This is a genomic window from Hyphomonas adhaerens MHS-3 (assembly GCF_000685235.1).
Taxonomy (GTDB): Bacteria; Pseudomonadota; Alphaproteobacteria; order Caulobacterales; family Hyphomonadaceae; genus Hyphomonas; species Hyphomonas adhaerens.
On record NZ_ARYH01000001.1, the window covers coordinates 534,407 to 558,991 of the forward strand.

Genomic DNA, 24,585 nt, shown 5'->3' on the forward strand with positions numbered 1-24,585 from the left:
CGTCAATGATGAAAACAGCCCGCCTCATTGCTGAGGCGGGCTTCCTTTTCCGGGCGCGCTTGGTGCAGGGGGTCGCCGGAGCTGCCCGTTGGAGGTTCCAGTGAATGGGTCTTATTTGTTCTGGCGTTCCTTCACGCCTTCCTCGTCGGCGAGGGCGCGGTCTTCCTCGTTGAACTCGATCTCCGCCTCCTCGCCCTTGCCATAGGCGCGGGATTTCTTGGCGAGGGCCGACATGCTGTCCTGCATGCTGCCCTGGCCGACGGCCATGGTCTTGCGGGCATCCATGCCAACGCTTTCGGCATCGTCAAAGCTGGCGAATTCGGCGCCGAGGAAGACAACTTCCCAGCCTTTCGCCTCTGCCCGCGCCAGCGCTGCCTTGGCGCCGTCTTTCGTCAGTTCACGGGAGGAATTCTCGCGTCCGTCGGTCATGATCACGATCACGGCCTTTTCCGGCTTGTCGGCTTCGGCAAGGTTCACCATGCGGCCGATCGCGTCGAACAGGGGCGTCATGCCGCGCGGATTGGCCTCGTCATTGGTGACGTCGTTCCAGTCTTCGGCCTTCACGCCTTTGCGCAACACGTCGAATTGCATGCCGTCCTGGTAGTCGAAGACGGCGAGCGTGACATCGGTCTCGATATCCTCGCCATCCACCTCGCCTTCGTCGGCCTCGCCGACACTTGCGGCATAGGCATTGACGGAGCCAAGCGCCTCGTCCCAGATGTCGGACATGGAGCCTGTCCGGTCGAGCAGGATATAGGAATGTACCGCCCCCGGATCTTCTGGTGGTTCAGGCAGGACCTTGGCACTGGCCGTCCCTGCCAGCGCAATCGCAGCCGCGCCGAGTGTGAGTTTTGCGATGAAGGATTTCATCTGGGCGTCCCTTCCAGTTCTTGTGACCAGTTTTGTGACCGGAACAGCCGGCCCCTGTGCGTCTCAAGCCCCCACGGCCCGATTAAGCAAAAGGATCGGCCCGGATTGGGGCGCGTTCGTGGCGGCTTGTTGCCGTTTGGAAGGTAAAAGGCCCGCCAGCGAACCGGCGGGCCGCCCAGTCTGAACAGGCGTTCAGTTTCGGCGTGTTTCTTCCGTATGAAGATGCCAACGACCTTGCGTTTCTGAATATCGGCATGCCGCTTAACATCTGCACCGGTCGAGGTATGAGTGTCTGAATGGACATGTCGGACACCAATCTGGTTTTGATCAGCGGCCCTGTGGGGGTCGGCAAGACGACATTGGGTGAAGAACTGAGCGGAACACTCGAGTCCGCAGGGGTCGCACACACCTTTGTCGACCTCGACGGCCTGTCCAAAACCTATCCCCGCCCGGAGGATGACCGGTTTGGCGAGAAAATCGCGCTGAAAAACCTTGGCGCCATCTGGACCCATGCATTCGAACAGGGCGTCAGAAACCTCATCGTCGCCCGCGTCATTGAAACGCGTGAAGGGGCAAAACGCATTGAACAGGCTGTCGGGGCCAGGCGAAGCGTGGTGATCGAGCTCGGGGCGTCAGATGAGACGCTTCTTGGCCGGGTCCGGAAAAGGGAAATCGGAACGGGCCGCGCATGGCATGAGCGCCGGGCGCTTGAGCTGTCAGGCCTCCTGAAGCGATCCGGTATTGCAGACGTCTCCGTCGATACGGACCGCAAGTCTGTTCAGACGATCGCGAATGACCTTCATCAGCAGATCGCCTGGCTTTAGATATGTATCAGACTGAAATTCAGTTTCGGTCTTTATAGGGTCTATAGACGGTCCATAGACGGTGTTTGTGAGTGTGTTCGCGGGACGCCCGTCAGGCGAATTGCGGCGCGATGCGCAGGTTCCGCACCCAGCCGATTTTCTCCATGGCGAGCAGGATCGTGCCATTGTAATCGACGATGCGGTTCCACACGCCCTTGCGCGGCCGGTGCAGCGCACTGGTCGGCTGGCTGTGGTGATGGTCGTGGAAGGCTTCGCCGCCTGTCAGCAGACCGATCAGATGGTCGGCCCAGACCGGCGTCTTCAGGTGGCCCAGCACATTGATGCCGTAGACGGTCGCGTGAAACTGGATGGCCCGGCCGATCACGACACTGGCATGCAGCAGCGCGGTCAGCACCAGTGACCCGCCCGCCGCCCAGACGATCAGATAGATCGCCGCCGGGATGACGAGGTGCACGACGAGACTGATTTCATTGTAGAAACGGTCCATCCACACGATGACCGGCTGGTTCTTCAGCCACATGGCCAGCGGGCGTTCCATGTCTTTCTTGTCGCGCCACAGGATCCAGCCGACCCAGGCCCAGCGCTTGGATTCGAACGGGTTGTGCGGATCGCCCGGCTTGTCGGAGAACCGGTGATGCTGGGAGTGATAGTTCACCCAGTCTTTCACATTGCCCTGCATGGCGATGACCAGATTGATCATGGTCAGCACCTGCCCCGGCACGGCGAGCTCCCCCGCCCTGTGCTGCAGGATGCGGTGCAGCGGGCCGATGCCGGCATTGCAGACGAAAATCGTGAACGCGATCACGGCAAACGCGATCAGCATGTACCACCAGTGAAAGGTGAGATGGCTGAGGAAGATGCCCAGCAGGACCATGGTGACGAACAGCGCAACGCCCAGAACGGGATACCCGAAAGCCGAAAAGAAGCTGGCATAATTGAACGTTTTCCAGGTCTTCGGAATCGCCAGGGAGCGCGGCAGTGTCATTCAGTTCCTCCAGATGTCATGCGGCCCCCATCCGGATCGCTATCCGGACAATAGAGGACCTTCACATTCTTAAAGAGTCCCCCGCCGCCGTAAAGCTGAAACAGGCGTCACGTATGCGTTATTGTGCCCGCGGCGCCACCAGGTTCCCGGCGCAGTCGGCACGGGTGACAGACGGGGGTGACTGCAGCGTGGCCTTTCGGATAGACAAACCCTGTGCCGGGCGCGTTCGCGTCTTGCGAACGGGGTCAGAACTTCATGGCGGATGAGCGTCTCCTGCAGGCGATCCAGCAGCTTGAGGAACTCGGTGTCGACTTCGAGTCGAGCCAGGACGAAAGCGAAGTCCGCACGCTGTGCGACCTGACCCCGGATTGCCGCGAAGGCGGGGAAAACTCGCTGGTCCTGAACCCGAGGCTCGGGACGTTCTGGTGCCCCAATTGCGAAAGCCATGGCAGCTTCACAGACCTCGTCCGCCTGAAGGAAGAGGTCCGCCGCCAGCGCATCCACGAGATGCAGCCCCTGCCCCTCGATGCGGAACCGATTCCGGATCAGGACGCCGCCGTCCCGGCTGTCCGACCACCGGTTCAGGATGCCGATTTCGCCCCTGTCCCGCGCAGGGTGAGCCGCAACCTCGCCAAACAGGAGGCGAAAGTCAGGACGCTCGGCGAGGCAGACCGGCTGGAAGAGCGCTTCCCGCACCTGAAACCGAAGGAAAAGAAACCCTTCAACGGGGAGAAATTCATCATCTCCCTGCTGGCGCTGGTCTTCCTCATGGCCGGGCTTGCCGCGGCGTCGCTGTCCGGCTTCGCCAATTACCAGGCCTTCTCCAGCTCGGTGGCCGATCCGTTGCAGTCCCGCATCTGGGGCTGGACCGGCGTGATCGCCGCGGTCATCTCTTTCGGCGGGTTTACCTTCTTCTACTGGCACACGGCCAATCACCGGATGAAGGAAGGCTGGCGCGCCCTGATCTTCGCCATCGCCGGCATGGGCACATCCATCATCGGCACCGAGCGCTACATCGCTGCAAACAATACGGCCGCGGCCGAGGAAGTCGTGCGGGCCGACGCCAATCGCGGCGTGCTGGAATCCCAGATCGCGGACTGGCGGCGCCAGCTGGACGGCATCCCGCCGGAGACCCGGTCGGTCGAGGGACTGGAGGCCTATCTCTCCGAAGTGGAACGCGTCGGGCGAACCGAGCAGAAACCCTATCGCGATGCCCAGAATGAACTCGGGCTCGCCAAACGCCGGGATACGCTTCAGGCCAAGATCGAGGCGGCCAATGCCGAACTGCTCGGCCAGGGCAGCGGCAACCTTTTGACCGACGCGCAAACCCGCACCAATCTGCCTTCATGGTTCTTCGCCCTGATGCTGGAGGCTTTCTCCAGCCAGGGTACCTCCATCGGGCTGGTCGCCCTGCTCATCCTCTATGGACGGCGCCGGAAGACTTAATTCAATTCCTTGTTTTATTAATCATAATTCCCCGTTCCTTTGGAACGGTCGGGAGAGGCCATGCATAAGCCCTGTGAAGTTCCAATAGCTGGTGCTTCTCCATCTTACCTGCTTAACGGGTCAGTTCAGAAGGAACTGACCCTTTTTTTGCGCCTGTCCCGAGGGCACCGGCCGGGAGCAGCCCTGCAACCCGGCTTGGACTTGCATTCGGCGCGCTCCGCCCCATAGTCGCGAACGGGAGGAAGCGCGGCGCGTGCAATGGCAATTGCAGGTGACGGCAACTTTCCGTCGTGTCTGGACCTGTGACGAGGAGGCGATACGCCCCCATGAACCTGTTTTTCCGGCTCCTGCGGATCATGCTCTGGGCCTGGTTCGCGAAGACGAAAACTCACATCCTCGATGTGCACACGATCCGCACCGGGGTCTGGATCGGCGACCATGACCCGATGGGGCACATGACCAATTCCAGATACGCCTCGATCACCGATCTCGGCATCATGAACTTCATGTTCCGGACCGGTACGATGAAGACATTCCGCAAGCGCGGCTGGATTCCCATCATCCAGCATGAAGCGCTGACCTACTTCCACTCGATGAAGTTTCCCCAGAAATTCGAACTGCAGACCCGTATGGTCGGCTGGGACGGAACCTATATGTGTTTCCGGCATACATTCGTCTCGAAGGGGCGCACTGTCGCCACCAGCCGCATGATCGCCCGGCTGAAAGGACGCAAAAGGGAGAGGGTAACAGCAGACATGGCACTCGAAGCACTGGGCATGCCCATGGACAGCCCGCCCCTGGATAAGCCGTTTCTGGATGCAATCGCTGACCTGAGGGCCGAGCGGGCCTCCCACGCATGAGCCTGCCCCTGATCATAGATTGCGATCCCGGCGTTGATGATGCCGTCATGCTGATGATGGCGCTGGCCAGCGATGCCCTGGACGTGCGCGCGATCACGACGGTGGCCGGAAACGTGCCGCTCCGCCTGACCAGCCGGAACGCCCGCATGATGTGCCAGCTGATGAATCGCGGCGACGTGCCGGTCTATGCGGGTTGCCCCGGCCCCATCCTGCGCGCGCCGGTGACGGCGGAAGACTTCCACGGCGAAAGCGGGATTGCCGGGCTGGATCCGTTTGAACCGGATATGCCTCTGGAAGACGGCCATGCGGTGACGTTCCTTGTCGAAACGCTGAAAGCGGCAGCGCCCGGCGAGTACACACTTGTCGTTACCGGCCCGATGACCAACATCGCCGCGGCCCTGACCCTCGACCCGTCGATCGCCGAGGGGATTTCCCGCCTCGTCCTGATGGCCGGTGCCGACAGCGCAGGCGGCAACATCACCCCCTTCTCGGAGTTCAATGTCTTCGCAGACCCCCACGCGGCCGCCATCGTGTTCAGGTCCGGCATCCCGGCCACGGTGATGAGCCTCGACGTCACGCATACGGTCCGCGCAGAACTGCCGCGTATCGAACGCCTGAAAGCCGTTCCGACCGAGCGCGCCGCCATCATGGTACAACTGCTGGAAGCCGGAAACGAGCTGGAAGGCCGCTGGAAGGAAGGCCGCAAGTCGCCGATGCACGACCCGTCCACGGTCGCTTTCCTGCTGGCGCCGCACCTGTTCGAAGCGAAAGCAACGACCGTCAGCGTCGTGACGGACGAAGGCGACCGCTTCGGCCAGACCTGTCTCGCCGAAGCGCCGGGGGGGCCGCATGACTGGGTCACCACCGCAGATGCGGACGGTTTCTTCGACCTCATCGCCTCATTGATGGAACGCGCATGATCACCATTGTCGGCTCCATCAATCTCGACATCGTGGCCACCGGCCCCGCCCTGCCCCGGCCGGGTGAAACAGTTGGCGGCGCCCGGCTTGCCCGTCATCCCGGCGGCAAGGGCGCAAACCAGGCGCTGGCCGCCCGGCGCCTCGGCGCGGACGTGCAGCTGGTCGGGGCCGTCGGCGCCGATGATATGGCCGACGAGGCGCTGAACCTGCTGCAGGCGGGCGGCGTGGACCTCGCCCAGGTGGCTAATGTGAATGGCGAGACGACGGGCGTGGCGCTGATCGCGGTCGATGCCACCTCCGGCGAGAACCTGATCGTCGTCTGCCCCGGCGCCAACAATGTGCTGCGTCCGGACGATGTGGCACACCTGCCGATCACCCACATGATGGGCGTGCTGGAAGTGCCCGTACCGACCCTGCTGGCGGCGGCGCAGAAGGCGACGGGCTTTGTCAGTCTCAATCTTGCCCCCGCCTTGCCCGTCCCTGACGCGCTCCTCGCCGAAGCGGATCTGATCTGCGTCAACGAAACCGAGGCCGAAGCCTATGGTGACCAGCTGAGCGTATCGGGCGCCTATGTGGCTGTCTCACTCGGTGCCCAGGGCGCGGTGCTCTACAAGGCCGGTGAGGAAATCGCGCGCGCCGTACCGCCGAAGGTGCAGGTCGTCGACACGGTCGGCGCGGGCGATACGTTCACCGCCGCGCTCACTGTCGCGCTGATCGAGGGCATGGCCCCGCAGGACGCGCTTGCTTTCGCGGTGACCGCCGGAGCGCTTGCCTGCACACGGCCTGGCGCACAGCCCAGCCTGCCGCAGCGCCGTGACGTCGACGCGCTTGCCCTTGGCGGGAAATGACGGCACCTGTCTGGCAGTCCTTTCCCTGCCCCGTTCCCTGCCGGAGACCCGCCATGCGCCGCCTGCTGCTCAGCCTCGCCCTTGCCGCCACCATCGCCTCCCCGGCCTTTGCCTGGGGCAAGACCGGCCACCGCGTCGTCGCTGCCGTGGCGGACGAGTATCTGAGCGACGAGGCCGCTATCGCGGTCGAAGACATCCTCGGAACGGAGAGCATGGCGGAAGCCTCTGACTGGCCGGATTTCATGCGCTCCGACACGTCGGACTTCTGGCGCCGCGAGGCCAATCCCTGGCACTATGTCACCATCCCGGAAGGCGAGGTCTATGCCGACATCACCCCGCCGCCGGAGGGGAACGCGATCACGGCGCTGGCGCATTTCCGCGCCATCGCGCTCGACGAGACCCAGCCACTGGAACAGCGCCAGCTCGCGCTCCGCTTCATCATCCACCTTGTCGGTGACCTGCAACAGCCGCTGCACGCCGGCAATGGCACAGACCGGGGCGGCAATTCTTTCACCTGCTATTTCTTCGAAGAGCTGACAAACCTGCACGAGGTCTGGGACGAGCTGCTGATCAACAATCAGGAGCTGTCCTACACGGAATGGACCGACTGGCTAACCGCAAAGATCACGGCCGAAGACATCCTCGTCTGGTCTGCCACCACACCCGGCCAATGGGCCGACGAGAGCGCGGCCATCCGTGACCAGATCTATCCGGACAGCCAGATCCTGTCCTACGACTATGTCTACAAAACCCGCGGCTTCCTGCGCCAGCAGCTGTCAAAAGGCGGCGTGCGCCTGGCGGCGTATCTCAACGAGATGTTTGCGGAGCCGGCCGCCGAGTAGGCTGCGCTCGTGCTTCGACTTCGCTCAGCTGGCGCGGTTGATGCGGCGGCGCTGGACGCTGGAGGGGATGTGCAGGCTTTCGCGGTATTTGGCGACCGTGCGGCGGGCGATTTCGACGCCGTAGCCGGTGAGGATTTCCACGATCTGGTCGTCTGACAGAACGTCGTCCGGGTCTTCCTTGTCGATCAGCTGCTTGATCCGGTAGCGGACGGCTTCGGCGGAATGCGCCTCCCCGCCCCCGGTCGCCGGGATAGCGGCGGAGAAGAAATATTTCAGCTCGAACAGGCCGCGCGGCGTCGACATGTATTTGTTGGTCGTGACGCGGGAAACGGTCGATTCGTGCATCTCGATCGCATCGGCCACCTGTTTCAGGTTCAGCGGCTTCAGGTGTGCGACACCATGCGCGAAGAAGGCGTCCTGCTGGCGGACGATCTCGCTCGCCACCTTGAGGATGGTGCGGGCGCGCTGGTCCAGTGACTTGATGAGCCAGCTGGCGGAGGCGGCGCATTCGGAGATGAACTCCTTCTCCTGATCGCGCATCTTCAGGGCCGAGACTTCGGCATAATAGGCCTTGTCCATCAGCACGCGCGGCAGGGTGTCGGAGTTCAGTTCGACGGCGAACATGCCATTCGGCAGCTCGCGCACATAGACATCCGGCTGGACGGCGATGGTCGTATCGGAGGAATAGCCCGAGCCCGGCTTCGGAGAGAGCTGGCGCAGCTCCGACATCATGTCCATCAGGTCTTCCTTGCCGACGCCGCAACGGTCCGACAGGGTTTTCAGGTCATGCTTGGCGACGAGCGCGAGGTTCTCGATCATCGCTTCCATGGCCGGGTCGTAGCGGCCGCGCTCTTTCAGCTGCAGCGCCAGGCATTCCGGAATGGAGCGGGCCATCACGCCCGTCGGCTCAAAGCCCTGGCAGACGTGCAGCACGGCCTCGACATTCGCTTCGTCGGCACCAAGGTCTTTTGCGACCTCCTCGACCGTCGTGCGCAGGTAGCCGCCATCATCGGTCTCGTCGATCAGGCGGGCCGCAATCAGCCGGTCGGCCGCCGACAGACCAGCCAGTTGCAACTGGTCATGCAGGTGCTGGTTCAGCGACACATTGGAAGACGTATTGGAGGCCATGTCGTAATCGTCGCTGGCAGGCCCTGCCCCGATACCGGACCAGTCTGCCTTGGCGGATGGGCCGGAAACTCCGGCCGGCATGGCATTGTCGGAGCCCGTGCCCGGCTCGTAAACATCCTCACCCGGCGCATCCAGCTGTTCGCGTGCCTCGCCCATACCGGAAGAATCGTCGAGCGACATCTCTTCGCGGCGGGCCGGTTCGCTGCCTTCACCGGCGCCGTCATTGTCTTCAGATTTCTGAAGCAGCGGATTGCGTTCGATCTCGGCTTCGACGAACTCGGCAAGTTCCTGGTTGGAAAGCTGCAGAAGCTTGATCGCCTGCTGCAGTTGCGGCGTCATGACCAGGGACGTGCCCTGGCGCATGTCGAGTGATTGTTTCATGGCCATAAGCCGCGCCCCCTAAAATCAAGCGGCGAACTGTTCACCCAGATAGACCCTGCGCACATCCTCGTTCTTCAGCACGCTGTCAGGCGGGCCGTCGAAGAGAACTTCACCATCATACATGACATAGGCCCGGTCGACGATCTGGAGCGTTTCGCGCACCTGGTGGTCCGTAATCAGGACGCCCAGGCCACGCTGCTTCAGGTAGCGGACAAGGTCGGAAATGTCGGAAATGGCAAGCGGGTCGATACCGGTGAACGGTTCGTCCAGTAGCATGAAGCTTGGACGTGATGCGAGCGCACGGGCAATCTCGACGCGGCGGCGTTCACCTCCCGACAGGGAAGTGGCGGCCTGATTGCGCAGATGTTCCACGTGCAGTTCGCTGAGCAGGCTGTCGACCTGTGCCATCCGGGCGGCGCGGTCTTTTTCGACCAGTTCCGCCACGGCCAGTACATTCTCTTCCACTGTCATGCCCCGGAAAATCGAGGCTTCCTGCGGAAGATAGCCCACGCCGAGGCGTGCGCGCTGATACATGGGAAGACGGGTCACATCCTCGCCGTCGATCGAAATCTCTCCCGTATCGACGCCGATCAGGCCCATGATCATGTAAAAGCAGGTCGTCTTGCCGGCCCCGTTGGGTCCAAGCAGGCCAACAACCTCTCCGCGCTGAAGAGAAAGCGAGACATCCCGCACGACCTGTCGCTTGCCAAATGACTTGGCAATATTCTTAACGACAAGGCCTTCGGCCGACTCGGTCATCTTTCTCTGGAATCCCTTTCAGTGCGGGCGTTTGTTGCCCGGTACGACTGTTACCTTCACATGCTTAAGATCGGTTTCACGATCCCTTTTAAATTTACCCATTCGACCCGGTTTCGGAATCGGGGTCGATCATCATGCGGGTGCGGCCATCGCCGCCATCCAATGTGGTGCGCCGGTTCGTGATCTCAAGCTTGAGCACTTTCCCTTCTGCCACATCGCGTCCGCGCATCAGGGCAACTTTGCCGGTCATCGTGATCGTGTCGCTGCTCGCCACATAGACGCCGCGGTCCCCTTTCGCCTTCAGCTCGGGCGTGACGTAGAAGACATCGCCATCAGCCGTCATGGACTCGATCTGGCCGAAACTGCCCCCCACCGTACTGGTGGCATCGCCTTCCTTGCTGGCGAAGACCATCGTCACCTTGTCGGCGCGCAGCCGGGCATCGCCCTGCTGGATGTCGACATTGCCGATCAGCAGGACCTTGCGTTCCCGCTCAAGGCTCTCTGTCCGGTCGGAATTGATGTAGATCGGCCCGCCTTCGGACGAGATCTGTGCGTGGGCCGGGGCAGTGAAAGCCGCGAAACCGCCCGCCAGCAGAACGCCGAGAATCCTAATTCGAGCCATCTGTTTCACCTTCACCCGTCGTTTCCATCTGGACCGGCGCCGCCCTGGCGGGCGCCGGATATATTACAGTGCGCACATTGCCGACACAGACAACGCGGTCGCCATCGTCGAGAACTTCATACGAGTCGCAGCGGATGTCGCCAAGGGGACCTTTTCCCTTCAGCGGCGAAAGCCCCTCGATCCGGCCTTCCCCGACAAAGACCCGCGCGCCCTTCGACACGAACGTATAGCCCGACGCGTCGGTGATGCTGACATTGTCATACAGTTCCAGAATGCCCGCGGCGCGGTCGTACATGCCGGACGGGGCACTGACCAGGCTGCCCGTCTCGTCAGTGAGGACCGGCGCGACCAGGTCGACCGTCTGGCCTTCGCCGCGGCGGCGGCGGGCCGCATCTGCCGTGATCTGAAAGCTCTGGCCCGTGGAATCCCGGCCGGTGAAGCGCGGGTTCACCATGGTGACCGAATCGCCCTTCGACACGCTGACAGGCTGGGACTCGCTGGTCAGGGCGCTTTTGATGATGTGACCGGCGAAGAAACCGATCGAAACCGCCGCGCCAGCCACAAACAGCATGCGCAGCATCCGCACCCGTTCAGACCGCTTGCGGGCCTGCGCCAGCGTCAGCTGGCGGCGCGGGGCCCAAAGCGAGGCCGGATCATGATGTGTGGCGGCGTCCATGCCGGTGGCGAACCTGTAAGCAACTCAGCTGTTTTGTGTACCCGCGATCCTGCCATGACAAAAGCGGCGAAGGCATGACCAGCGGTCAGCTATGGGCAAAAATGTCCTGTTCGTCCCAGCCGGCCAGGTCCAGACGGGCCCGCATGGGTAGGAAATCGAAGCAGGCCTGCGCAATTTCAAGGCGTCCCTCGCGGATCAGCATGGCTTCCAGCCCTGCCTTGATCTGGTGCAGGTACAGCACATCGGAGGCGGCGTACTGCATCTGCGCATCGCTGAGCTCGGCCGTGCCCCAGTCCGAGCTCTGCTGCGCTTTCGACAACTCCGCCCCGGCCACTTCGCGGGCGACATCCTTCAGGCCATGGCGGTCCGTGTAGGTGCGGGCGAGCTTCGAGGCGATCTTCGTACACCAGACCGGCGCGCAGGTGATTCCCATCCAGCGCAGCATCATGGCGATGTCGTAGCGGCCGTAATGGAAGATCTTCACGACCTTCGGATCCGTCAGCAGCGCCTTCAGGTTCGGGCAGTCATAGTCCCGCCCCAGCTGCACCAGATGCGCCGTTCCGTCTCCGCTGGAAAGCTGCACCAGCGTCAGGTGGTCGCGATGGAGATTGAGGCCCATGGCCTCGCAGTCGATGGCGACAACAGGGCCGAAATCGATTTCGGCCGGCAGGTCGCCCTTGTGAAGTGTGATCCCGTTCATGACCGGGCTCTAGCATGAAAGCGGTTAAGGGCAAGTGCGAGCTGCCGCGCGGGCAGGCCTTGGCCTCCCCCGCCGGGTGGATAGCGTGTTGGACAAGGCCCCCGCCAGACACTCAAGAACACAATATACAGACCCTCTATACACCCTCTACAGGAGCCTGAAATGACCTCAGACGAGCTTACCGCCCTGGCCGCATCCATGCCTTTCGCCAAACTGATCGGCTTTCAGGTGATCGAGGCCGGAAAGGACAAGGTCGTCGCGCAGGCCACCGTCCGGGACGATCTCTGCACGGCGGGCGGCATCGCCCATGGCGGCTTCCTGATGACGCTGGCTGACTGCGCCGGCGCCCTCGGCGCCTTCCTCAACCTGCCGGACGGCGCGAAGACGACCACCACGCCTGAGAGCAAGACGAACCTCATCGCCGCCGCGCCCGCCGGCTCCGTCCTCACCGCGACCGCCACCCCGGTCAGCATCGGCCGCCGCCTGCAGGTCTGGCAGACCCGGATCGAACGCGAAGACGGCAAGCTCGTCGCCCTGACCACCCAGAGCCAGATGAACCTGTGAGGCCGGCGCGACAATCCCGTCGCCTGACAATATCCCGACCGCGACTCAGACAGCTGGAAATGCGCGTGCAATCAATGACGTCGCAGCCCGCCACATCCAGCGTTGCGACAAGTAGAGTAATCCAAGCCCGACCAGGCCAATGACCAGCGTCCCCCATACGGGCAAAACGGATACCTCGTCCGTTGGCCAGCCCATGATACGGACCTGGTAGCCATCCTCGCCTGTTGGAAACACACCAGCCATTCCCGGCCGCAGGAAAAAAGCGACCGAAAAAATCAACATGATTGCGCCGGTCACCCCAAGAAAGGCATTGAACGCCAGGGTCACAAGAGACTTTGCGCCCGACGTCGCAAGCGCAAACATGTTGGATACCAGGGCTGAAGGCCTTGCCGTACCACCAGACTGGCTCAACAGCACATCCCCGATGAGCGGCGCGAGGAAATCGCGCGGATCGCCCAACCGCTCCAGCGCCACCTTCAGGCGCTCATGATCATCCGCTCCAGGAATATGATCAAAAACCTCAGCGAGGTGGTCATCCAACCCCGTCTCCAGCTCCCGCCGAACTGCAGCTGGCAGGTCGGACAGTAAATGCCGGACACGCAAATGGTGGAGAAGCAACAATCTTTTGGCCGCGCTATCAGTGGTTTCAAATTTCTTGCTCATGCTTCTTTCCCAATCGTTTTTGAGAGCAGAATAGACTCAACTGTCTCGGTCCAGATTGCATCCATTTCGGACAAGGTTGTCCGGCCAAGATCGGTCAATCGATAGTATTTTCTCGCGGGTCCCTTATCGGCTTCCCCCCAGTAGGGCTCGACAAGGTCTTCCTGTTTCAGGCGCACAAGGACCGCGTAGAGCGTACCATCTGTTATCTCGACACCAGACGTCTCTTTAATCGCCTCAACGAGCGCATAGCCATAGCTATCCTTATTGGCCAGGGCGCGCATGACGATGAGTTCAAGCACGCCTTTGCGCACTTGTGTCTTCCAATTGGAGGTGAACGGGGCATTTGACATGGCACTATCTTGACACAACTAGCTCACATTACTAGATACCTTGTTATAAGGGGTAGTTGATCATCAGCATACCCCGTCCCTTGCGAGGCACATTTCAGATGGCAAGCAATCCATCAGCTCAGGCTGGCAGCTCTCCTCCCATAAAATCCGGTCACATGGGACCGGTTGCGGCGGCCGGGCGTCTTGTTCATCTCGATATGCTGCGCGGTTTGGCACTCTTCGGGATTCTGCTGATCAATGCAGAGCAAATGTTCCAGCCGTTTTTCTTCAGCGATCTGGACTATGCCAATGCGCCGGTCGGGGTTGTCCCCGGCGAGACCGGAGCTGTCTGGAACTGGGCGATATTGCACACCCTGTTCGACACCAAGTTCATCACCCTGTTCTCACTTTTATTCGGGATCGGATTCGCCCTGCAGATCGAGCGCGCACAAAGCCGGGCACAGCCTTTTACCGGGATCTATATGCGCCGCATGTTCGTACTCGCACTCTTTGGTATCTTCCACGCGATCCTGTTCTATCCGGCAGACGTCCTGGTCAATTACGCTGTGACCGGTACGGTTTTCTTCCTGCTTGCCCGCAACTGGACACCGGCCATGCTGTTCCAGGTTGGAGTGATACTCTTTTTGACAACCGTGTCGGCCTTGCTCATTCTGAATGGTCCTGAACCATCGATTGTCGCACTCCTCGCAGCCCCGTCCATCATGATCGTCGTGGCCATTCTGGGCTCTCGCCTGAAATGGCCGATGTGGGTACGCTGCCTGGCCTTCCTGACGGTTATCGGGGCCACATTTGCAATGCAGGTCAACGGCAGGCCGGACGCTCCGCCAGAGCATTCCCTCAGCGAAATTCAGGAAACGGCCAACGCGGTATCGTCTGCATTTGCAAAAGGTTCATTTGAGGTTGAAGGCGTTGAATACCCATTGCCCTTGGATGCGGCGGCTCTCGACAAGATAATGTCCGTGGAAGGACTCAACGCGACTCAAAGCAACATCGTGGAGCAATCCATAATGCGCGCCGGGCCTCCTTCAGCATATTTCGAGCGTGGCCTCTCTGCCTTGGCGGCCTTTCAGGTTTTTGGTGTCCTTTATCTCTATTGGCGATCCTTTGCCCTCTTCGCGATCGGCGCAGCGTTCATGAAATGGGGCTTACTCAAGAATGACAGCAACTTCGCAAAACCAGCCATGATTCTGGGACTCGGGATCGGATTGCCCCTTGCCTTACTGGCGACCTGGATGCAGTTCAGCTCACTGACGGCTGATAACTCCATCTACTCCCTCGGAGAGCCTGTTCATTCCCTCTCCTCGTTGCTTATTGCCGTTGGCATTGTCGGGCTGGTCAGCCTGTGGAGCCGGACAAAGGTCATGGCCTGGCTTGCTGGAGGACTTTCCCATCTCGGCCGCATGGCTCTCACCAACTACATCGCCCAATCGGCAGCTCTTGCATACGTTTCGGCTTGGTATGGGCTGGGACTGGCGGGGTCATTAACCCGTTGGGAGCAATCATTTGTGTGTGTTGGCATATTCACCGCTCTCGCACTGGTCAGCCGTGCCTGGCTGCTCATCTTTGAATACGGGCCGCTGGAATGGGTGTGGAGAAGCCTGACCTATGGTCGGTTTGCCCAACTTCGGCGCCAGCCCGTTGTCGCGTCAGGCTCAACAGGACATTCATCAGAGCGCCAGACTCGCCAAACTGGACGATTTCGGGCGAGGTCTTGAAGTCGCGAAAGGGCGATTTCGTCATCCGCCAATATCGGCGGAGCGGCAGTCAAGGGCCAATTCGAGCCGCCCGGAAAGTCAGCAACCCGTCGACTTGCACGCTCAGGCCGCGTTGTGTTCTGGCGTCGCGGCGGAAAGTCCGTCTATGTTTGCCCCTTGAACGGTGTGAAACGAAGAAGGACGTGTCGAGCGGATGAACCGGAGACAGATGTTGGGGGCGGCCAGTGCAATGCTGGCGCTGGGGCCTCAGATAGCTATGAAGGCGGCGGCGCAGGCGCAAGCGACGACAGGCGGGCCGCCGGTTCTCCTGCCGCCGCGGCTGAAGGCGGGGGACACGGTCGGCCTGATCGAACCGGCCTCGGCCACATGGGAGCCATTTGCCATCCAGCTGATCGAGGAGGCGCTCGCCAATCTCGGCCTGAAATCCAAACGGGCGCATAACATCCTGGACCGCGACGGCTATTTCGCGGGCGACGACCAGGCCCGCGCGGACGGCGTGAACCAGATGTTCGCCGACCCGGACGTCGCCGCCATCATGAGCGTGCGCGGCGGCTGGGGCACGGCGCGGATCCTGCCCTTTCTCGATTTCGACCTCATCGGCCAGAACCCGAAAGCCCTGATCGGCTATAGCGACATCACCGCGCTGCACCTGGCCATTCATGCCAGGACAGGCATGGTGACCTTCCACGGGCCGGTTGGCATTTCCGCTTGGGGCCAGCAATCGCTGGAGACGTTCAAGCCGCTGCTGTTCGACGCCGCAATGCCGGACTATGTGAACCCGGTCGCCGGGGAAGACCGGCTTGTGCAGCGGAAATGGCGTACCCAGACGATTACGCCAGGCACGGCGCGCGGGCGGCTGCTGGGCGGGAACCTCACCGTCATGACCGCCCTAGTGGGCACGCCCTATTTGCCCGATTTCGACGGGGCGATCCTGTTCTTCGAGGATATCGACGAAGCGGTCTACCGCATCGACCGGATGCTGACGCAGCTCGGCCAGGCGGGCATTCTGGGGCGCGTCGCGGGGGTGATCGTCGGCAACTGCACCGATTGCAGCCAGGGCAGCAGCATCGGCGGCTTTACGCTGAGCGAAATCCTGACGCACCATCTGCAGCCGCTGGGCGTGCCAGCCTATTCCGGCGCCTTCATCGGCCATCTGACGGACCAGTTCACTGTGCCGGAAGGCGGGCTTGTGGAAATGGATGCAGACGCGGGCAGTTTCCGCCTGCTGGAACCGGCGGTCCGCTGAGGCCCGTCTAGCCGGCCGCCTTTTTCAGGGCGACCATGGCCACTTCCATCGCGTTCAGGAAGTTCGACCGGTCCTGCTTGGTGAACGGGGCGGCACCCTTTGGCGCGCCTTCGCCGAGGCCCGCGCGGAGGTCTGCATGGATGGCGCGCACGGCGACGGCATTGCCGATGGAGGCATCCGTGAACGGCTTGCCATTGGGGCCGAGCACGCGCGCCCCCTTCTCCAGTGCCCGCTGCGCCAGCAGAATGTCCGCCGTGATGACGAGGCTGCGCGGGCCGGCCTGTTCGGCGATCCAGTCATCGGCGGCATCGAACCCGTCCGTCACGATCTGGCGCGAGATCAGCCGGTGCTCCGGAATGCGGATATAGGAATTGGCGACAATCACCACCGGCACCTCATGGCGCAGCGCCACACGGTACACCTCCTCCTTCACAGGGCAGGCATCGGCATCGACGAGGATTTGAAGGGCATCCGGCATGTCAGTCGTTTGGGAGAATTTTCTGGAACATGCAAATCGTATCGAACCCGCCCCGCCCGTACGGGCCGTCCGTCCTGTAGCGGTAGAGCACCGCGCTGGGGCGAAGACTCCGGTTCGTCGGATAGGCCAGCATGAACGTCGCCCCGTCAATCCGGAACAGGCTGAAGCGGGTGTACCGGTCCGTCCGATACGGCGTCTCTGCACCGGTGATCAGACGGAAGCCGTTCGTTCTTGCCCAGTCGGGATAGTCATCGAAATCCTCCACAGCCGCCAGGCTCTCCAGCGCTTCAGGATGGTGCCCCGACCGGAAGAGGATGATTTCCCCATCGATATAATGGTTGTCGGCACCCGCTAGGATGACCGTATCGCGCTGTCCGTCATTGTCGAAATCGAATTCGTCCCATTGCATCCTCATCCCTGTTGCCGCCCGCCGGTAACGTTCGGATTTGAAGTGCATCCTGTTGATGTCCAGCGTCTCGATCAGAGGCGGCCGGAAGTTCAGCCGTTCTTCGCCGGGCTGGCGCTCATCGGGGGCGATGAACTTCCGGCAAAAGGCTTCGCTATAGGTGGCGGCCACGGTGTAGGTGCCGAGCCGGACATCCTCCGCCATCTGAACAGGGTCGAGCGGCTGCGCTGCGAGGTCCAGCTCTTTGGTGAAGCACCCTTCTGCATCACGGTCGAGCTTCGCATAGGCTTCCAATTTTGACTTGTACGGCGGAAGACTGTTGGGATGATCGCAAATCCGAAGCCTGTCGGACGTGACCAGGATGACAGACACATCATTGCCGGACTGATCGACATATCCTGCATGCACAAGCTGGCGCGAGAGAACTGTCTTGCGATCAATCCAGAGGCTGACCCAATAGGCCGGATCGCCGCCATTCATACCATAGGCAAAGGTCTGGCCTGCAGTGCCCTGAATTTCTACCTGCTGGCCATTGGCAAGTTGACAGGTCTTGTTGTCTGCCTCCGGGGCCGCTGCCCAGTGAGGCGAAAGGCTTTCCGGCAGATCGTGCCACTGAGGGGCGTCGTTATTGTGGACGGTCCCCATCCGGACCAGCGCCTCATTGCGATCCGGCGCGCATTGGAGCGTGGCGACATCGTAGATCCAGTCGGCTCTGGCGGGCAGGGCAAGCCCCGCAACCACGGCACAACAGATCACAATCACTTTTCTGGCGACTTCCATTCTCTGCCCCTCACCTTCTTACCGTTCTATTTATGAGAGAATACACGGCAAAAGGTGACGAGCTTGTGGCCGGTTCGGGCCAAAGGTCAGATTTACACCATGCCCCCGTCGGTTGGCAGGCCGAAGAGGATGCGGCCGGTGAGTTCCCAGGTGGCGGGGGCGGTGATGATGTGCTGGGTCATGGCCTGCGCATCCCGGAACTGGCGCTGCAGGGGCGAGGTTTCGAACAGCGCCGCGCCGCCGCCCAGCTCATACAGGTTGCGGCAGATGTCCGCCCCGGTGCGGGTGACATGGGTGCAGGCAAGGCGCAGGTCGGCGCGGGCCTCCATGGGGATTTCGTCAGCCGTCTGTGCAATTTCCCAGACCCGGTCGATTTCGGCGAAGAGCAGCGCCCGCGCCGCGCGCCAGCTGGCCTCGGCCTGCGCATAGGCGGACTGGATGGTCTGGCGTTCGGCCAGCGTCTTGGCCGAGCCCTGGTTCTTCTTCGCCATGGCCAGCGCGTGGAAATTGTCGAGGCTGCCCCGGGCATTGCCGAGCGCCGCCGCGCAGACGCCGAGCGAGAGAAAGCCAAAGGCGGGAAACTTGTAGAGCGGGCCGGTCTCCCGCGGATTGCCTTCCGCGAGGCGCACGCAGCGGCCTTCCGGCACGAAAATGTCTTTCACTTCAAAGTCGCCGGAGCCTGTGCCCTTCAGGCCCATGACGTGCCAGGTGTCCAGCAGGGCCGCCTCGGCCGCCGGGAAGACGGCCATCAGGGTTTCCGGTGCGCCGCTGGACAGGCGCCGCATCTCTCCATCTTCCCAGACGGTGCAGCCACCGCCGAGCCACGCGCTGTTGGCGGAGCCGGAGCCCCATTGCCAGCGTCCGGTGACGCGGTAGCCGCCCTCTTCCACGACAGCGCGGCCCATCGGCGCGAAGACGCCGCCGGTGATGACATGGGGGTCGTCGAAGATGGCCTCGGCCTCTTCCGGCGCCATGTAAGCAGCGTTCAGCGCGGACGTGTTCGCGATCATGCAGCACCAGCCCGCACTGGCATTCGCGGTCGACAGCATCTCGACGGTTTCGACGAAGGTGCGGGGGCTGGCTTCGAGGCCACCGAAGCGCCGGGGCGTGACGAGGCGGAAGACGCTCGCCTCCGCCATGGTGCGCGCCAGGTCTGCCGGAAGGCGGCGGGCTTCGTCCATCTCGCCCGCCCGGGCGGCGAGTTCCGGCAGCAGGGCTTTTGCTGCGGCGACCGGATCTGCCGGGTCTGTCTTCTGGCTCATACGCTCCCCTCGTGTTCTTTTCTTTCTGGTGAGATCTTCCGGAATGTCGCCGGCGGGATCAACGGTAGACTTTCGGTTTCTTCTGCTGGAAGCGGATGCCGGCCCGCGCGAGGCGGGCGTGCTGGGCGGGGCCGGCGAGTTCATAGGTCCGCTCTCGGAGAAATTCCATCAGGCCGCGCCGCTTGCCGGCGGCGGCGAGGTCGTCCGGCGACAGCGTCTGCCCGATCTCGACCCGCAGGGACTTGCCCATGCGCCGGCGCACTTCGCGGAAGACGAGCGCAAGGCGCAGCTCCAGCGACAAATGGCTCGCCATCTGGAACAGGCGCGAATTCTGGCCGTCGAAATAGATGGGCGTGACCGAGGCGTTGCCATGGGTGATGAGTTTCGAGGTGAAAGGCTTCCACTCGTCATCCACCGCCGTGCGGTCAAACGGACGCGGCGTCGTGGCAACCCCGCCCGAGGGAAAGACGATCACGCAGCCGCCATCCTTGATATGGTCCAGCGCCGCCTTCCGCATGGCCACATTGGCAGCCAGGGCCTCGCGCGTGCCGGAGAAGTCGACGCGCAGCAAATAATCCCGCGCCTCCGGCACGCCATCGAGCGCGGAGTTTGTCAGCACCCGGAAATCCGGCCGGCGCAGGCTGACCAGCCAGCAGATGACCAGTCCGTCCAGCACGCCGAAAGGGTGGTTCGCCACCACGACCAGCGGGCCGTCCTTCGGGATGTCGGCAAGGCGCGACGCGGAAAACTGGACATCAAGGTCCAGCAGCCGGATCGCCGCCTCGAAGAAAGGCACGTCATGGGCGAGGTGGTCGCGGTAGTGCTCGTACAGCTTTTTCAGGTGCGGCTGGCCGGAAAACCGCTCCACGACGCGCACAAGGCGGCGCTTCACCGGATCCTCGAAATAGGACGCGTAGGAGAGTTCCGGCGCAGGCGAAGGGGCGGGAATCATCGCCTAGTCCTACGCCGTCACAGCAATTCCGAAAAGCGAAGAAGATAACCGTCCGGATCCTGCACCACGCATTGACGCACGCGAATGGGCTCATCGTCGCGCAGATAGGTCTTCTCTTCGAGGTCCAGGACCAGCGGCGCCCCGGCGGCGAGGGCCGCATCGCGCAGGGCCGCGGCATCCTCCACCTCAATCTGAAAGTTCACGCCCCGGCCATAAGGCGCCTCCAGCGGCCCGGCGAGCCAGGTACGCCCGACAGGCTCCTCCAGCATCAGCTCTGCCCCTGCCCGTTCGAGATAGGCGAAGCGTTCTTCCGGGCGCTGGTAGACGACGGAAAAGCCGAGCGCGCCGCAATAGAAGTCGAGGCTCCGCGCAAGATCGCTGACATAGAGTTCAGGGACGAGCGCAGCGGCCATGGCTTACCCCTGCCCGATCCGGGCGTGATCGTAGGGCGTGGACTGATAGACCTGGTTGATCCAGTTGCCGAACAGGAGATGCGCATGGCTGCGCCAGCGGTTCAGCGGTTTGCGGGTGGGGTCATCGTCCGGGAAGTAATTGTGCGGAATGGCGATGTCGCTGCCGGCGGCCACGTCGCGCTCATATTCTTCCTTCAGGGAGAACGAGTCATATTCGACATGGTTGAACATGAAGACGCTGCGGCTGGGCGCGTGTTCCAGCAGGCTCGGCCCCGTGGCCGGGCAGTCGACCAGCATGTCCAGCTCCGGCCGGGCGAGCACGTCTTCGGCATGCACTTCGGTCCAGCGGGAGACCGGGATCAGGAAGTCGTCCGAGAAGCCGTTCAGATAAGGCGAGGCCGGGGCGAGGTTGCGCTGGCGGTAGATGCCGAAAGCCTTCTTTGCCAGCTGGTATTTCGGCAGTTTGTGGAAATGCCAGGCCGCCGCCATCGCGCCCCAGCAGATGAACAGGTTCGAATGCACATTCGTCCGGGTCCAGTCGAAGATGCAGGTCAACTCGTCCCAATAGGTCACGTCTTCGAAATCCAGCTGCTCGACCGGGGCGCCGGTGACGATGAAGCCGTCGAACTTGCGGTCTGCCACCTGTTCCCAGGTGTTGTAGAAACTGATCAGGTGATCCTGCGAGGTATTCTTCGGCGTGTGATTGCCGATGCGGATCAGCGACAGTTCGATCTGCAGGGGCGAGGCGCCCAGCAGGCGCGCAATCTGTGTCTCGGTGCGGACCTTGTTCGGCATCAGGTTGAGCAGGCCGATCTGCAAGGGGCGGATATCCTGGCGGGCGGCTTCGGATTCCTGCATCACCGCGACACCCTCTTTGAGAAGGGTTTCACGGGCAGGCAGGGCGTCCGGAATCTTGATCGGCACGGGGCAACACTCTCGACTTGTTCAGCCAGCTTGAGACCTGAAAACAAGGGAAAAAGGGAGCGCGGGGCGAAATGGTCTTCCTGCGCGCGGCCCTTTTAGCGACTTGTTTTACGTGGCTGCAAGCCGGCCGGCCAAATCACCACGAACAGCGCATGTAGCGCCGGACGTGGCTGGGGGCAAGAGGCAGACCTGACAGGCCGCCTCAGCGCCAGCCCAAAGGAAGACGCTGAAACGCCCGCCCTGCGAGAGAGATCACTTTTTCCGCGTCACCCGCACATTCATCCGTTGGTAGCCCTTCACGAAAGGCGATGGCACACGTTCCGGCTCCTCGACCAGTTCGATCGTCTCGAACCGCTTGAGGATTTCTTCCCAGATCACGCGCAGCTGCATTTCTGCCAGGCGATTGCCGACGCAGCGGTGGATGCCGAACCCGAATGAGAGGTGCTGACGCGGGCGTTCGCGGTCAATGATGTAGCGATCCGGTTGATCAATCACCGACTCGTCGCGGTTGCCGGAAACGTACCACATGATGACCTTTTCGCCTTTGCGGATTTTCTGGCCGCCGATTTCCGTGTCTTCCGTCGCTGTACGGCGCATATGTGCCAGCGGCGTCTGCCAGCGGATCGTCTCGGACACCATGGACGGGATCAGGCCCGGATCGGCGCGCAGCTTGTCGAATTCCGAAGGGAATTTGTTGAGCGCATAGACGCTGCCGGAAATGCTGTTCCGGGTCGTGTCATTGCCGCCGACGATGAGCAGGACGAGATTTCCGAGATATTCCTGGGGGCTCATGTTCCGCGTGGCTTCGCCATGCGCCAGCATTGATACCAGGTCTCCCTTCGGTGGCTCGTTGACCCGCTGGTTCCAGAGGTCCGTAAATTCCGTCAGGCACTGCATCAGTTCGGCGGTTTTCTCCTCAACCGTCTCGACCAGCATGCCGGGGGCCGGAATCGTGGTTGCCACATCCGACCAATGGGTCAGCTTGCGGCGCTCCTCGAACGGGAAGTCGAACAGGGTCGCCAGCATCTGCGTCGTCAGCTCGATCGACACCCGGTCGACCCAGTCGAACGCCTCCCCTTCCGGCAGATTGTCGAGGATCTTCGTGGCGCGCTCGCGGATCAGCGGCTCCATCCGGGAGAGATTGGCCGGCGAGACGATCGGGCTGACGGTGAGGCGCTGAACGTCGTGTGTGGGCGGGTCCATGGCGATGAACATCGGCAATTCGACATCGGACTGCTGGTCGAGAATGGTGATGCCGCCAAGCGACGCTTCGGACGAGAACACCTTGTGATTGGTATCCACCGCCATGATGTCGTTCCAGGTGGTCACGGACCAGTAGGGGCCGAACATTCCGTTTTTGCAGTAATGCACCGGCGCATCGCGGCGCAGGCGCGCAAAATAAGGCCAATGGGAATCGGTGCGCCACAATTCAGGCTGGCTGACATCGATGTCTTCCAGCGCGATGGTTTCCGCCGGTTCCATTGATCTTTCAAGGGCTTGCGTGTCGGCCATGGGGTTCCTCCAATGTCTCCCGATCCCCGTCTTGGCGGGGTTTACATACCCATCAGTATTTGGATACTAGCCAGTATGTCAATGACTTTCGATTCGGAAAACCGTATGACCACGACCGATGCAGACCTGCCCCTGAAGCCACGCCTGACCCGCTCTGAAGCCAAGGCGCGCACGCGCGCGGCCCTCCTGTCTGCCGCGAAAAACGTGTTTGCCCGAGAGGGTTATGGCGGCGCATCGCTGGACCAGATCGCGGCGGAAGTCGGTTACACCAAAGGGGCGGTGTATACGCACTTTGCCAGCAAGGAGGACTTGTTCCTTGAACTTCTGTCGGATGGCCTGTTCCGCCAGATCGAGTTTCTGGAAACCCTTCTGGAGAAGGCACGTGCACGGCCGGAACAGCTCAATGACCTTCTGAACGGCTTGCTGGACGAGCTGGACAATCCGGAGTCGGAGATCGGATCCGGCCTGGCCGTCCTCGGCGTCGAGCTGCAACTTGAATCCCGGCGCAATCTGCAACTCGCCGCAGGCTTCACCGATATCGTTGGCCGTCACCGCGAAGCCCTCCAGCGCCTGTTCGCCGAAGTCTTCCGGATCAAGGGCACGAAGCCGGTGATGGATCTCGACACATATAGCGGTACACTGATCGCCGTGGCCGAAGGGCTTGCCCTGTCACGCGCGGGCGGACTTCAGGGCCGCGTCGCGTCCAGCCGCCAGGTGTTCAACATCCTGCTCGGCCTGGAACCTGCCGTGCATGACGTTCGGAAAAAAGCGCCGTAGAAACCCCGGATTGACGGCGGCATTGCCTTGCCGGGGGTGACGTGTTTTACCCTCCGCGTGAAATCAATACTTCTGATCAACGGCCACCAGCCTTTTCCCACCTCCCCGGGGCGGCTGAACCGGGCTTTCTGCGACCGCGCTAAGGCGCACTTCGAGGCACGCGGCGCAGCGGTGCGAGAGGTCCGGACTGCTGAGCCTTGGGACACAGACCTTGAGGTGGAAAACCAGCTCTGGGCAGATCTCATCCTCATACAGTTCCCGCTGAACTCGATGGGCTTGCCCTGGTCACTGAAACGCTACCTCGATGAAGTATATACCGCCGGCATGGATGGGCGCCTTGCCCGGGGGGATGGACGGAGCCGGAAAGACCCCGCGCGGCAATACGGCTCCGGCGGGAAACTCCAGGGCAAACACTACATGTTGTCGGTCACGATGAATGCACCCCGCACCGCGTTCGATGACCCCGGCCAAGACCTGTTCGCGGGCCGCAGCCTCGATGAGTTGCTGGCCCCGGTGCATATCAATTTTGCCTTCTTCGCCCTGACACCTTTGCCCACCTTCGCCGCACATGATGTCAGCAAGGCCCCTCAGATCGACGCAGACCTCGACCGGTTCGACGCGCACCTGAACGCCCACGCCGCGCCGCTCAGAACATAAGACGGCCCGGTCCTGTGGCGGCCCA

Annotated in this window: 27 protein-coding genes and 1 riboswitch; of the genes, 11 read left to right on the forward strand and 16 right to left on the reverse strand. The window is 62.1% G+C overall.

Going from position 1 to position 24,585, the window contains the following annotated elements; genetic code table 11:
- Positions 1–111 precede the first annotated feature (111 nt).
- Positions 112–870 carry a vWA domain-containing protein gene (locus HAD_RS02550; RefSeq protein WP_035569265.1) on the reverse strand — a complete coding sequence of 253 codons (759 nt, stop codon included), beginning with the start codon at positions 868–870 and terminating at the stop codon, positions 112–114.
- A 296-nt stretch (positions 871–1,166) separates the two neighbouring features.
- Here HAD_RS02550 and HAD_RS02555 point away from each other — a divergent pair, with 296 nt between their 5' ends.
- Positions 1,167–1,694, forward strand: coding sequence for an AAA family ATPase (locus tag HAD_RS02555; protein WP_035569267.1), 528 nt, complete (start codon positions 1,167–1,169; stop codon positions 1,692–1,694).
- Between the two features lie 91 nt (positions 1,695–1,785).
- On the opposite strand, the gene HAD_RS02560 is transcribed toward HAD_RS02555, so the two are convergent.
- The gene (locus HAD_RS02560; RefSeq protein WP_035569269.1) at positions 1,786–2,679 is read right to left on the reverse strand and encodes a stearoyl-CoA 9-desaturase; all 894 of its coding nucleotides are present in this window, start codon (positions 2,677–2,679) and stop codon (positions 1,786–1,788) included.
- A 255-nt stretch (positions 2,680–2,934) separates the two neighbouring features.
- Here HAD_RS02560 and HAD_RS02565 point away from each other — a divergent pair, with 255 nt between their 5' ends.
- The 5 genes from HAD_RS02565 (at position 2,935) to HAD_RS02585 (ending at position 7,595) form a co-directional block, all read left to right on the forward strand.
- Complete coding sequence (locus HAD_RS02565) at positions 2,935–4,125, forward strand: TrbC/VirB2 family protein (RefSeq protein WP_035569270.1); 1,191 nt, start codon at positions 2,935–2,937, stop codon at positions 4,123–4,125.
- Positions 4,126–4,451: 326 nt separating this feature from the next.
- A complete protein-coding gene (locus tag HAD_RS02570) occupies positions 4,452–4,985 on the forward strand; it encodes a thioesterase family protein (protein WP_035569271.1) in 534 nt (177 codons plus the stop codon).
- Positions 4,982–5,905 carry a nucleoside hydrolase gene (locus tag HAD_RS02575; protein ID WP_035569272.1) on the forward strand — a complete coding sequence of 308 codons (924 nt, stop codon included), beginning with the start codon at positions 4,982–4,984 and terminating at the stop codon, positions 5,903–5,905. The genes HAD_RS02570 and HAD_RS02575 overlap by 4 nt, the downstream gene beginning before the upstream one ends.
- A complete protein-coding gene (locus tag HAD_RS02580) occupies positions 5,902–6,753 on the forward strand; it encodes a ribokinase (RefSeq protein WP_035569273.1) in 852 nt (283 codons plus the stop codon). The genes HAD_RS02575 and HAD_RS02580 overlap by 4 nt, the downstream gene beginning before the upstream one ends.
- Before the next feature lie 53 nt (positions 6,754–6,806).
- Positions 6,807–7,595 carry a S1/P1 nuclease gene (locus tag HAD_RS02585; protein WP_035569274.1) on the forward strand — a complete coding sequence of 263 codons (789 nt, stop codon included), beginning with the start codon at positions 6,807–6,809 and terminating at the stop codon, positions 7,593–7,595.
- A 24-nt stretch (positions 7,596–7,619) separates the two neighbouring features.
- Here the strand turns inward: HAD_RS02585 and rpoN are convergent, their stop codons facing one another.
- From rpoN to HAD_RS02610, 5 genes are all read right to left on the reverse strand, one after another.
- Positions 7,620–9,110 carry an RNA polymerase factor sigma-54 gene (gene rpoN / locus HAD_RS02590; RefSeq protein WP_035569275.1) on the reverse strand — a complete coding sequence of 497 codons (1,491 nt, stop codon included), beginning with the start codon at positions 9,108–9,110 and terminating at the stop codon, positions 7,620–7,622.
- 18 nt (positions 9,111–9,128) lie between these two features.
- Positions 9,129–9,863 (reverse strand): LPS export ABC transporter ATP-binding protein, encoded by a 735-nt coding sequence (gene lptB, locus HAD_RS02595; RefSeq protein ID WP_035569276.1) that lies wholly within the window; start codon positions 9,861–9,863, stop codon positions 9,129–9,131.
- Positions 9,864–9,957: 94 nt separating this feature from the next.
- Positions 9,958–10,485 carry an LptA/OstA family protein gene (locus tag HAD_RS02600; RefSeq protein WP_035569277.1) on the reverse strand — a complete coding sequence of 176 codons (528 nt, stop codon included), beginning with the start codon at positions 10,483–10,485 and terminating at the stop codon, positions 9,958–9,960.
- On the reverse strand, positions 10,472–11,161 hold the full coding sequence (gene lptC / locus HAD_RS02605) for an LPS export ABC transporter periplasmic protein LptC (RefSeq protein ID WP_051595869.1): 690 nt from the start codon (positions 11,159–11,161) through the stop codon (positions 10,472–10,474). Before lptC ends, HAD_RS02600 begins: the two co-directional genes overlap by 14 nt.
- Positions 11,162–11,246: 85 nt before the next feature.
- Complete coding sequence (locus HAD_RS02610; protein ID WP_035569278.1) at positions 11,247–11,861, reverse strand: ribonuclease D; 615 nt, start codon at positions 11,859–11,861, stop codon at positions 11,247–11,249.
- A 162-nt stretch (positions 11,862–12,023) separates the two neighbouring features.
- Here HAD_RS02610 and HAD_RS02615 point away from each other — a divergent pair, with 162 nt between their 5' ends.
- Positions 12,024–12,425: a PaaI family thioesterase gene (locus HAD_RS02615; protein WP_051595870.1), complete on the forward strand. Its 402-nt coding sequence runs from the start codon at positions 12,024–12,026 to the stop codon at positions 12,423–12,425.
- A gap of 45 nt (positions 12,426–12,470) precedes the next feature.
- Here HAD_RS02615 and HAD_RS02620 read toward each other — a convergent pair whose 3' ends face one another.
- Together HAD_RS02620 and HAD_RS02625 are read right to left on the reverse strand one after the other, a co-directional pair.
- Positions 12,471–13,088: a hypothetical protein gene (locus HAD_RS02620; protein ID WP_035569279.1), complete on the reverse strand. Its 618-nt coding sequence runs from the start codon at positions 13,086–13,088 to the stop codon at positions 12,471–12,473.
- Entirely contained in the window at positions 13,085–13,438 is a 354-nt protein-coding gene (locus HAD_RS02625; protein WP_035569280.1) for a PadR family transcriptional regulator, read from the reverse strand. Before HAD_RS02625 ends, HAD_RS02620 begins: the two co-directional genes overlap by 4 nt.
- A 98-nt stretch (positions 13,439–13,536) precedes the next feature.
- On the opposite strand from HAD_RS02625, the gene HAD_RS02630 reads away from it, so the two are divergent.
- Together HAD_RS02630 and HAD_RS02635 are read left to right on the forward strand one after the other, a co-directional pair.
- Positions 13,537–15,153, forward strand: coding sequence for a DUF418 domain-containing protein (locus HAD_RS02630; RefSeq protein WP_084331744.1), 1,617 nt, complete (start codon positions 13,537–13,539; stop codon positions 15,151–15,153).
- A gap of 193 nt (positions 15,154–15,346) precedes the next feature.
- A complete protein-coding gene (locus HAD_RS02635) occupies positions 15,347–16,399 on the forward strand; it encodes a S66 peptidase family protein (protein WP_156942138.1) in 1,053 nt (350 codons plus the stop codon).
- 7 nt (positions 16,400–16,406) lie between these two features.
- Here the strand turns inward: HAD_RS02635 and HAD_RS02640 are convergent, their stop codons facing one another.
- The 7 genes from HAD_RS02640 to HAD_RS02670 form a co-directional block, all read right to left on the reverse strand.
- Positions 16,407–16,877, reverse strand: a complete 471-nt coding sequence (locus tag HAD_RS02640; protein ID WP_035569283.1) for a YaiI/YqxD family protein — start codon at positions 16,875–16,877, stop codon at positions 16,407–16,409.
- 1 nt (position 16,878) lies between these two features.
- Entirely contained in the window at positions 16,879–18,063 is a 1,185-nt protein-coding gene (locus tag HAD_RS02645) for a hypothetical protein (RefSeq protein ID WP_035569284.1), read from the reverse strand.
- 92 nt (positions 18,064–18,155) lie between these two features.
- A complete protein-coding gene (locus tag HAD_RS02650; protein WP_035569285.1) occupies positions 18,156–19,325 on the reverse strand; it encodes an acyl-CoA dehydrogenase family protein in 1,170 nt (389 codons plus the stop codon).
- Positions 19,326–19,383: 58 nt separating this feature from the next.
- On the reverse strand, positions 19,384–20,277 hold the full coding sequence (locus HAD_RS02655; protein WP_051595871.1) for a lysophospholipid acyltransferase family protein: 894 nt from the start codon (positions 20,275–20,277) through the stop codon (positions 19,384–19,386).
- 17 nt (positions 20,278–20,294) lie between these two features.
- Positions 20,295–20,690: a bleomycin resistance protein gene (locus tag HAD_RS02660; protein WP_035569286.1), complete on the reverse strand. Its 396-nt coding sequence runs from the start codon at positions 20,688–20,690 to the stop codon at positions 20,295–20,297.
- A 3-nt stretch (positions 20,691–20,693) separates the two neighbouring features.
- Positions 20,694–21,614 carry a homoserine O-succinyltransferase gene (locus HAD_RS02665; protein ID WP_035569287.1) on the reverse strand — a complete coding sequence of 307 codons (921 nt, stop codon included), beginning with the start codon at positions 21,612–21,614 and terminating at the stop codon, positions 20,694–20,696.
- A 74-nt stretch (positions 21,615–21,688) separates the two neighbouring features.
- A riboswitch (SAM riboswitch) is annotated at positions 21,689–21,767 on the reverse strand.
- A 99-nt stretch (positions 21,768–21,866) separates the two neighbouring features.
- Complete coding sequence (locus HAD_RS02670; protein ID WP_051595872.1) at positions 21,867–23,126, reverse strand: cytochrome P450; 1,260 nt, start codon at positions 23,124–23,126, stop codon at positions 21,867–21,869.
- Positions 23,127–23,231: 105 nt separating this feature from the next.
- Between HAD_RS02670 and HAD_RS17730 the strand changes: the two genes are divergently transcribed.
- Both HAD_RS17730 and HAD_RS02680 read left to right on the forward strand, forming a co-directional pair.
- Complete coding sequence (locus HAD_RS17730) at positions 23,232–23,903, forward strand: TetR/AcrR family transcriptional regulator (RefSeq protein WP_162177462.1); 672 nt, start codon at positions 23,232–23,234, stop codon at positions 23,901–23,903.
- A 57-nt stretch (positions 23,904–23,960) separates the two neighbouring features.
- A complete protein-coding gene (locus tag HAD_RS02680) occupies positions 23,961–24,560 on the forward strand; it encodes an NAD(P)H-dependent oxidoreductase (protein WP_035569289.1) in 600 nt (199 codons plus the stop codon).
- Positions 24,561–24,585 lie beyond the last annotated feature (25 nt).

Bases quoted from the DNA above. Each gene is read 5' to 3' on its own strand.
- HAD_RS02635 (WP_156942138.1), top strand. From the start codon at position 15,347: ATGAACCGGAGACAGATGTTGGGGGCGGCCAGTGCAATGCTGGCGCTG.
- HAD_RS02580 (WP_035569273.1), top strand. From the start codon at position 5,902: ATGATCACCATTGTCGGCTCCATCAATCTCGACATCGTGGCCACCGGC.
- HAD_RS17730 (WP_162177462.1), top strand. From the start codon at position 23,232: ATGACCACGACCGATGCAGACCTGCCCCTGAAGCCACGCCTGACCCGC.
- HAD_RS02555 (WP_035569267.1), top strand. From the start codon at position 1,167: ATGGACATGTCGGACACCAATCTGGTTTTGATCAGCGGCCCTGTGGGG.
- HAD_RS02650 (WP_035569285.1), bottom strand. From the start codon at position 19,325: ATGAGCCAGAAGACAGACCCGGCAGATCCGGTCGCCGCAGCAAAAGCC.
- HAD_RS02630 (WP_084331744.1), top strand. From the start codon at position 13,537: ATGGCAAGCAATCCATCAGCTCAGGCTGGCAGCTCTCCTCCCATAAAA.
- HAD_RS02600 (WP_035569277.1), bottom strand. From the start codon at position 10,485: ATGGCTCGAATTAGGATTCTCGGCGTTCTGCTGGCGGGCGGTTTCGCG.
- HAD_RS02610 (WP_035569278.1), bottom strand. From the start codon at position 11,861: ATGAACGGGATCACACTTCACAAGGGCGACCTGCCGGCCGAAATCGAT.
- rpoN (WP_035569275.1), bottom strand. From the start codon at position 9,110: ATGGCCATGAAACAATCACTCGACATGCGCCAGGGCACGTCCCTGGTC.
- HAD_RS02620 (WP_035569279.1), bottom strand. From the start codon at position 13,088: ATGAGCAAGAAATTTGAAACCACTGATAGCGCGGCCAAAAGATTGTTG.
- lptB (WP_035569276.1), bottom strand. From the start codon at position 9,863: ATGACCGAGTCGGCCGAAGGCCTTGTCGTTAAGAATATTGCCAAGTCA.
- HAD_RS02565 (WP_035569270.1), top strand. From the start codon at position 2,935: ATGGCGGATGAGCGTCTCCTGCAGGCGATCCAGCAGCTTGAGGAACTC.
- HAD_RS02655 (WP_051595871.1), bottom strand. From the start codon at position 20,277: ATGATTCCCGCCCCTTCGCCTGCGCCGGAACTCTCCTACGCGTCCTAT.
- lptC (WP_051595869.1), bottom strand. From the start codon at position 11,161: ATGGACGCCGCCACACATCATGATCCGGCCTCGCTTTGGGCCCCGCGC.
- HAD_RS02645 (WP_035569284.1), bottom strand. From the start codon at position 18,063: ATGGAAGTCGCCAGAAAAGTGATTGTGATCTGTTGTGCCGTGGTTGCG.
- HAD_RS02575 (WP_035569272.1), top strand. From the start codon at position 4,982: ATGAGCCTGCCCCTGATCATAGATTGCGATCCCGGCGTTGATGATGCC.
- HAD_RS02625 (WP_035569280.1), bottom strand. From the start codon at position 13,438: ATGTCAAATGCCCCGTTCACCTCCAATTGGAAGACACAAGTGCGCAAA.
- HAD_RS02670 (WP_051595872.1), bottom strand. From the start codon at position 23,126: ATGGCCGACACGCAAGCCCTTGAAAGATCAATGGAACCGGCGGAAACC.
- HAD_RS02660 (WP_035569286.1), bottom strand. From the start codon at position 20,690: ATGGCCGCTGCGCTCGTCCCTGAACTCTATGTCAGCGATCTTGCGCGG.
- HAD_RS02615 (WP_051595870.1), top strand. From the start codon at position 12,024: ATGACCTCAGACGAGCTTACCGCCCTGGCCGCATCCATGCCTTTCGCC.
- HAD_RS02640 (WP_035569283.1), bottom strand. From the start codon at position 16,877: ATGCCGGATGCCCTTCAAATCCTCGTCGATGCCGATGCCTGCCCTGTG.
- HAD_RS02550 (WP_035569265.1), bottom strand. From the start codon at position 870: ATGAAATCCTTCATCGCAAAACTCACACTCGGCGCGGCTGCGATTGCG.
- HAD_RS02570 (WP_035569271.1), top strand. From the start codon at position 4,452: ATGAACCTGTTTTTCCGGCTCCTGCGGATCATGCTCTGGGCCTGGTTC.
- HAD_RS02585 (WP_035569274.1), top strand. From the start codon at position 6,807: ATGCGCCGCCTGCTGCTCAGCCTCGCCCTTGCCGCCACCATCGCCTCC.
- HAD_RS02560 (WP_035569269.1), bottom strand. From the start codon at position 2,679: ATGACACTGCCGCGCTCCCTGGCGATTCCGAAGACCTGGAAAACGTTC.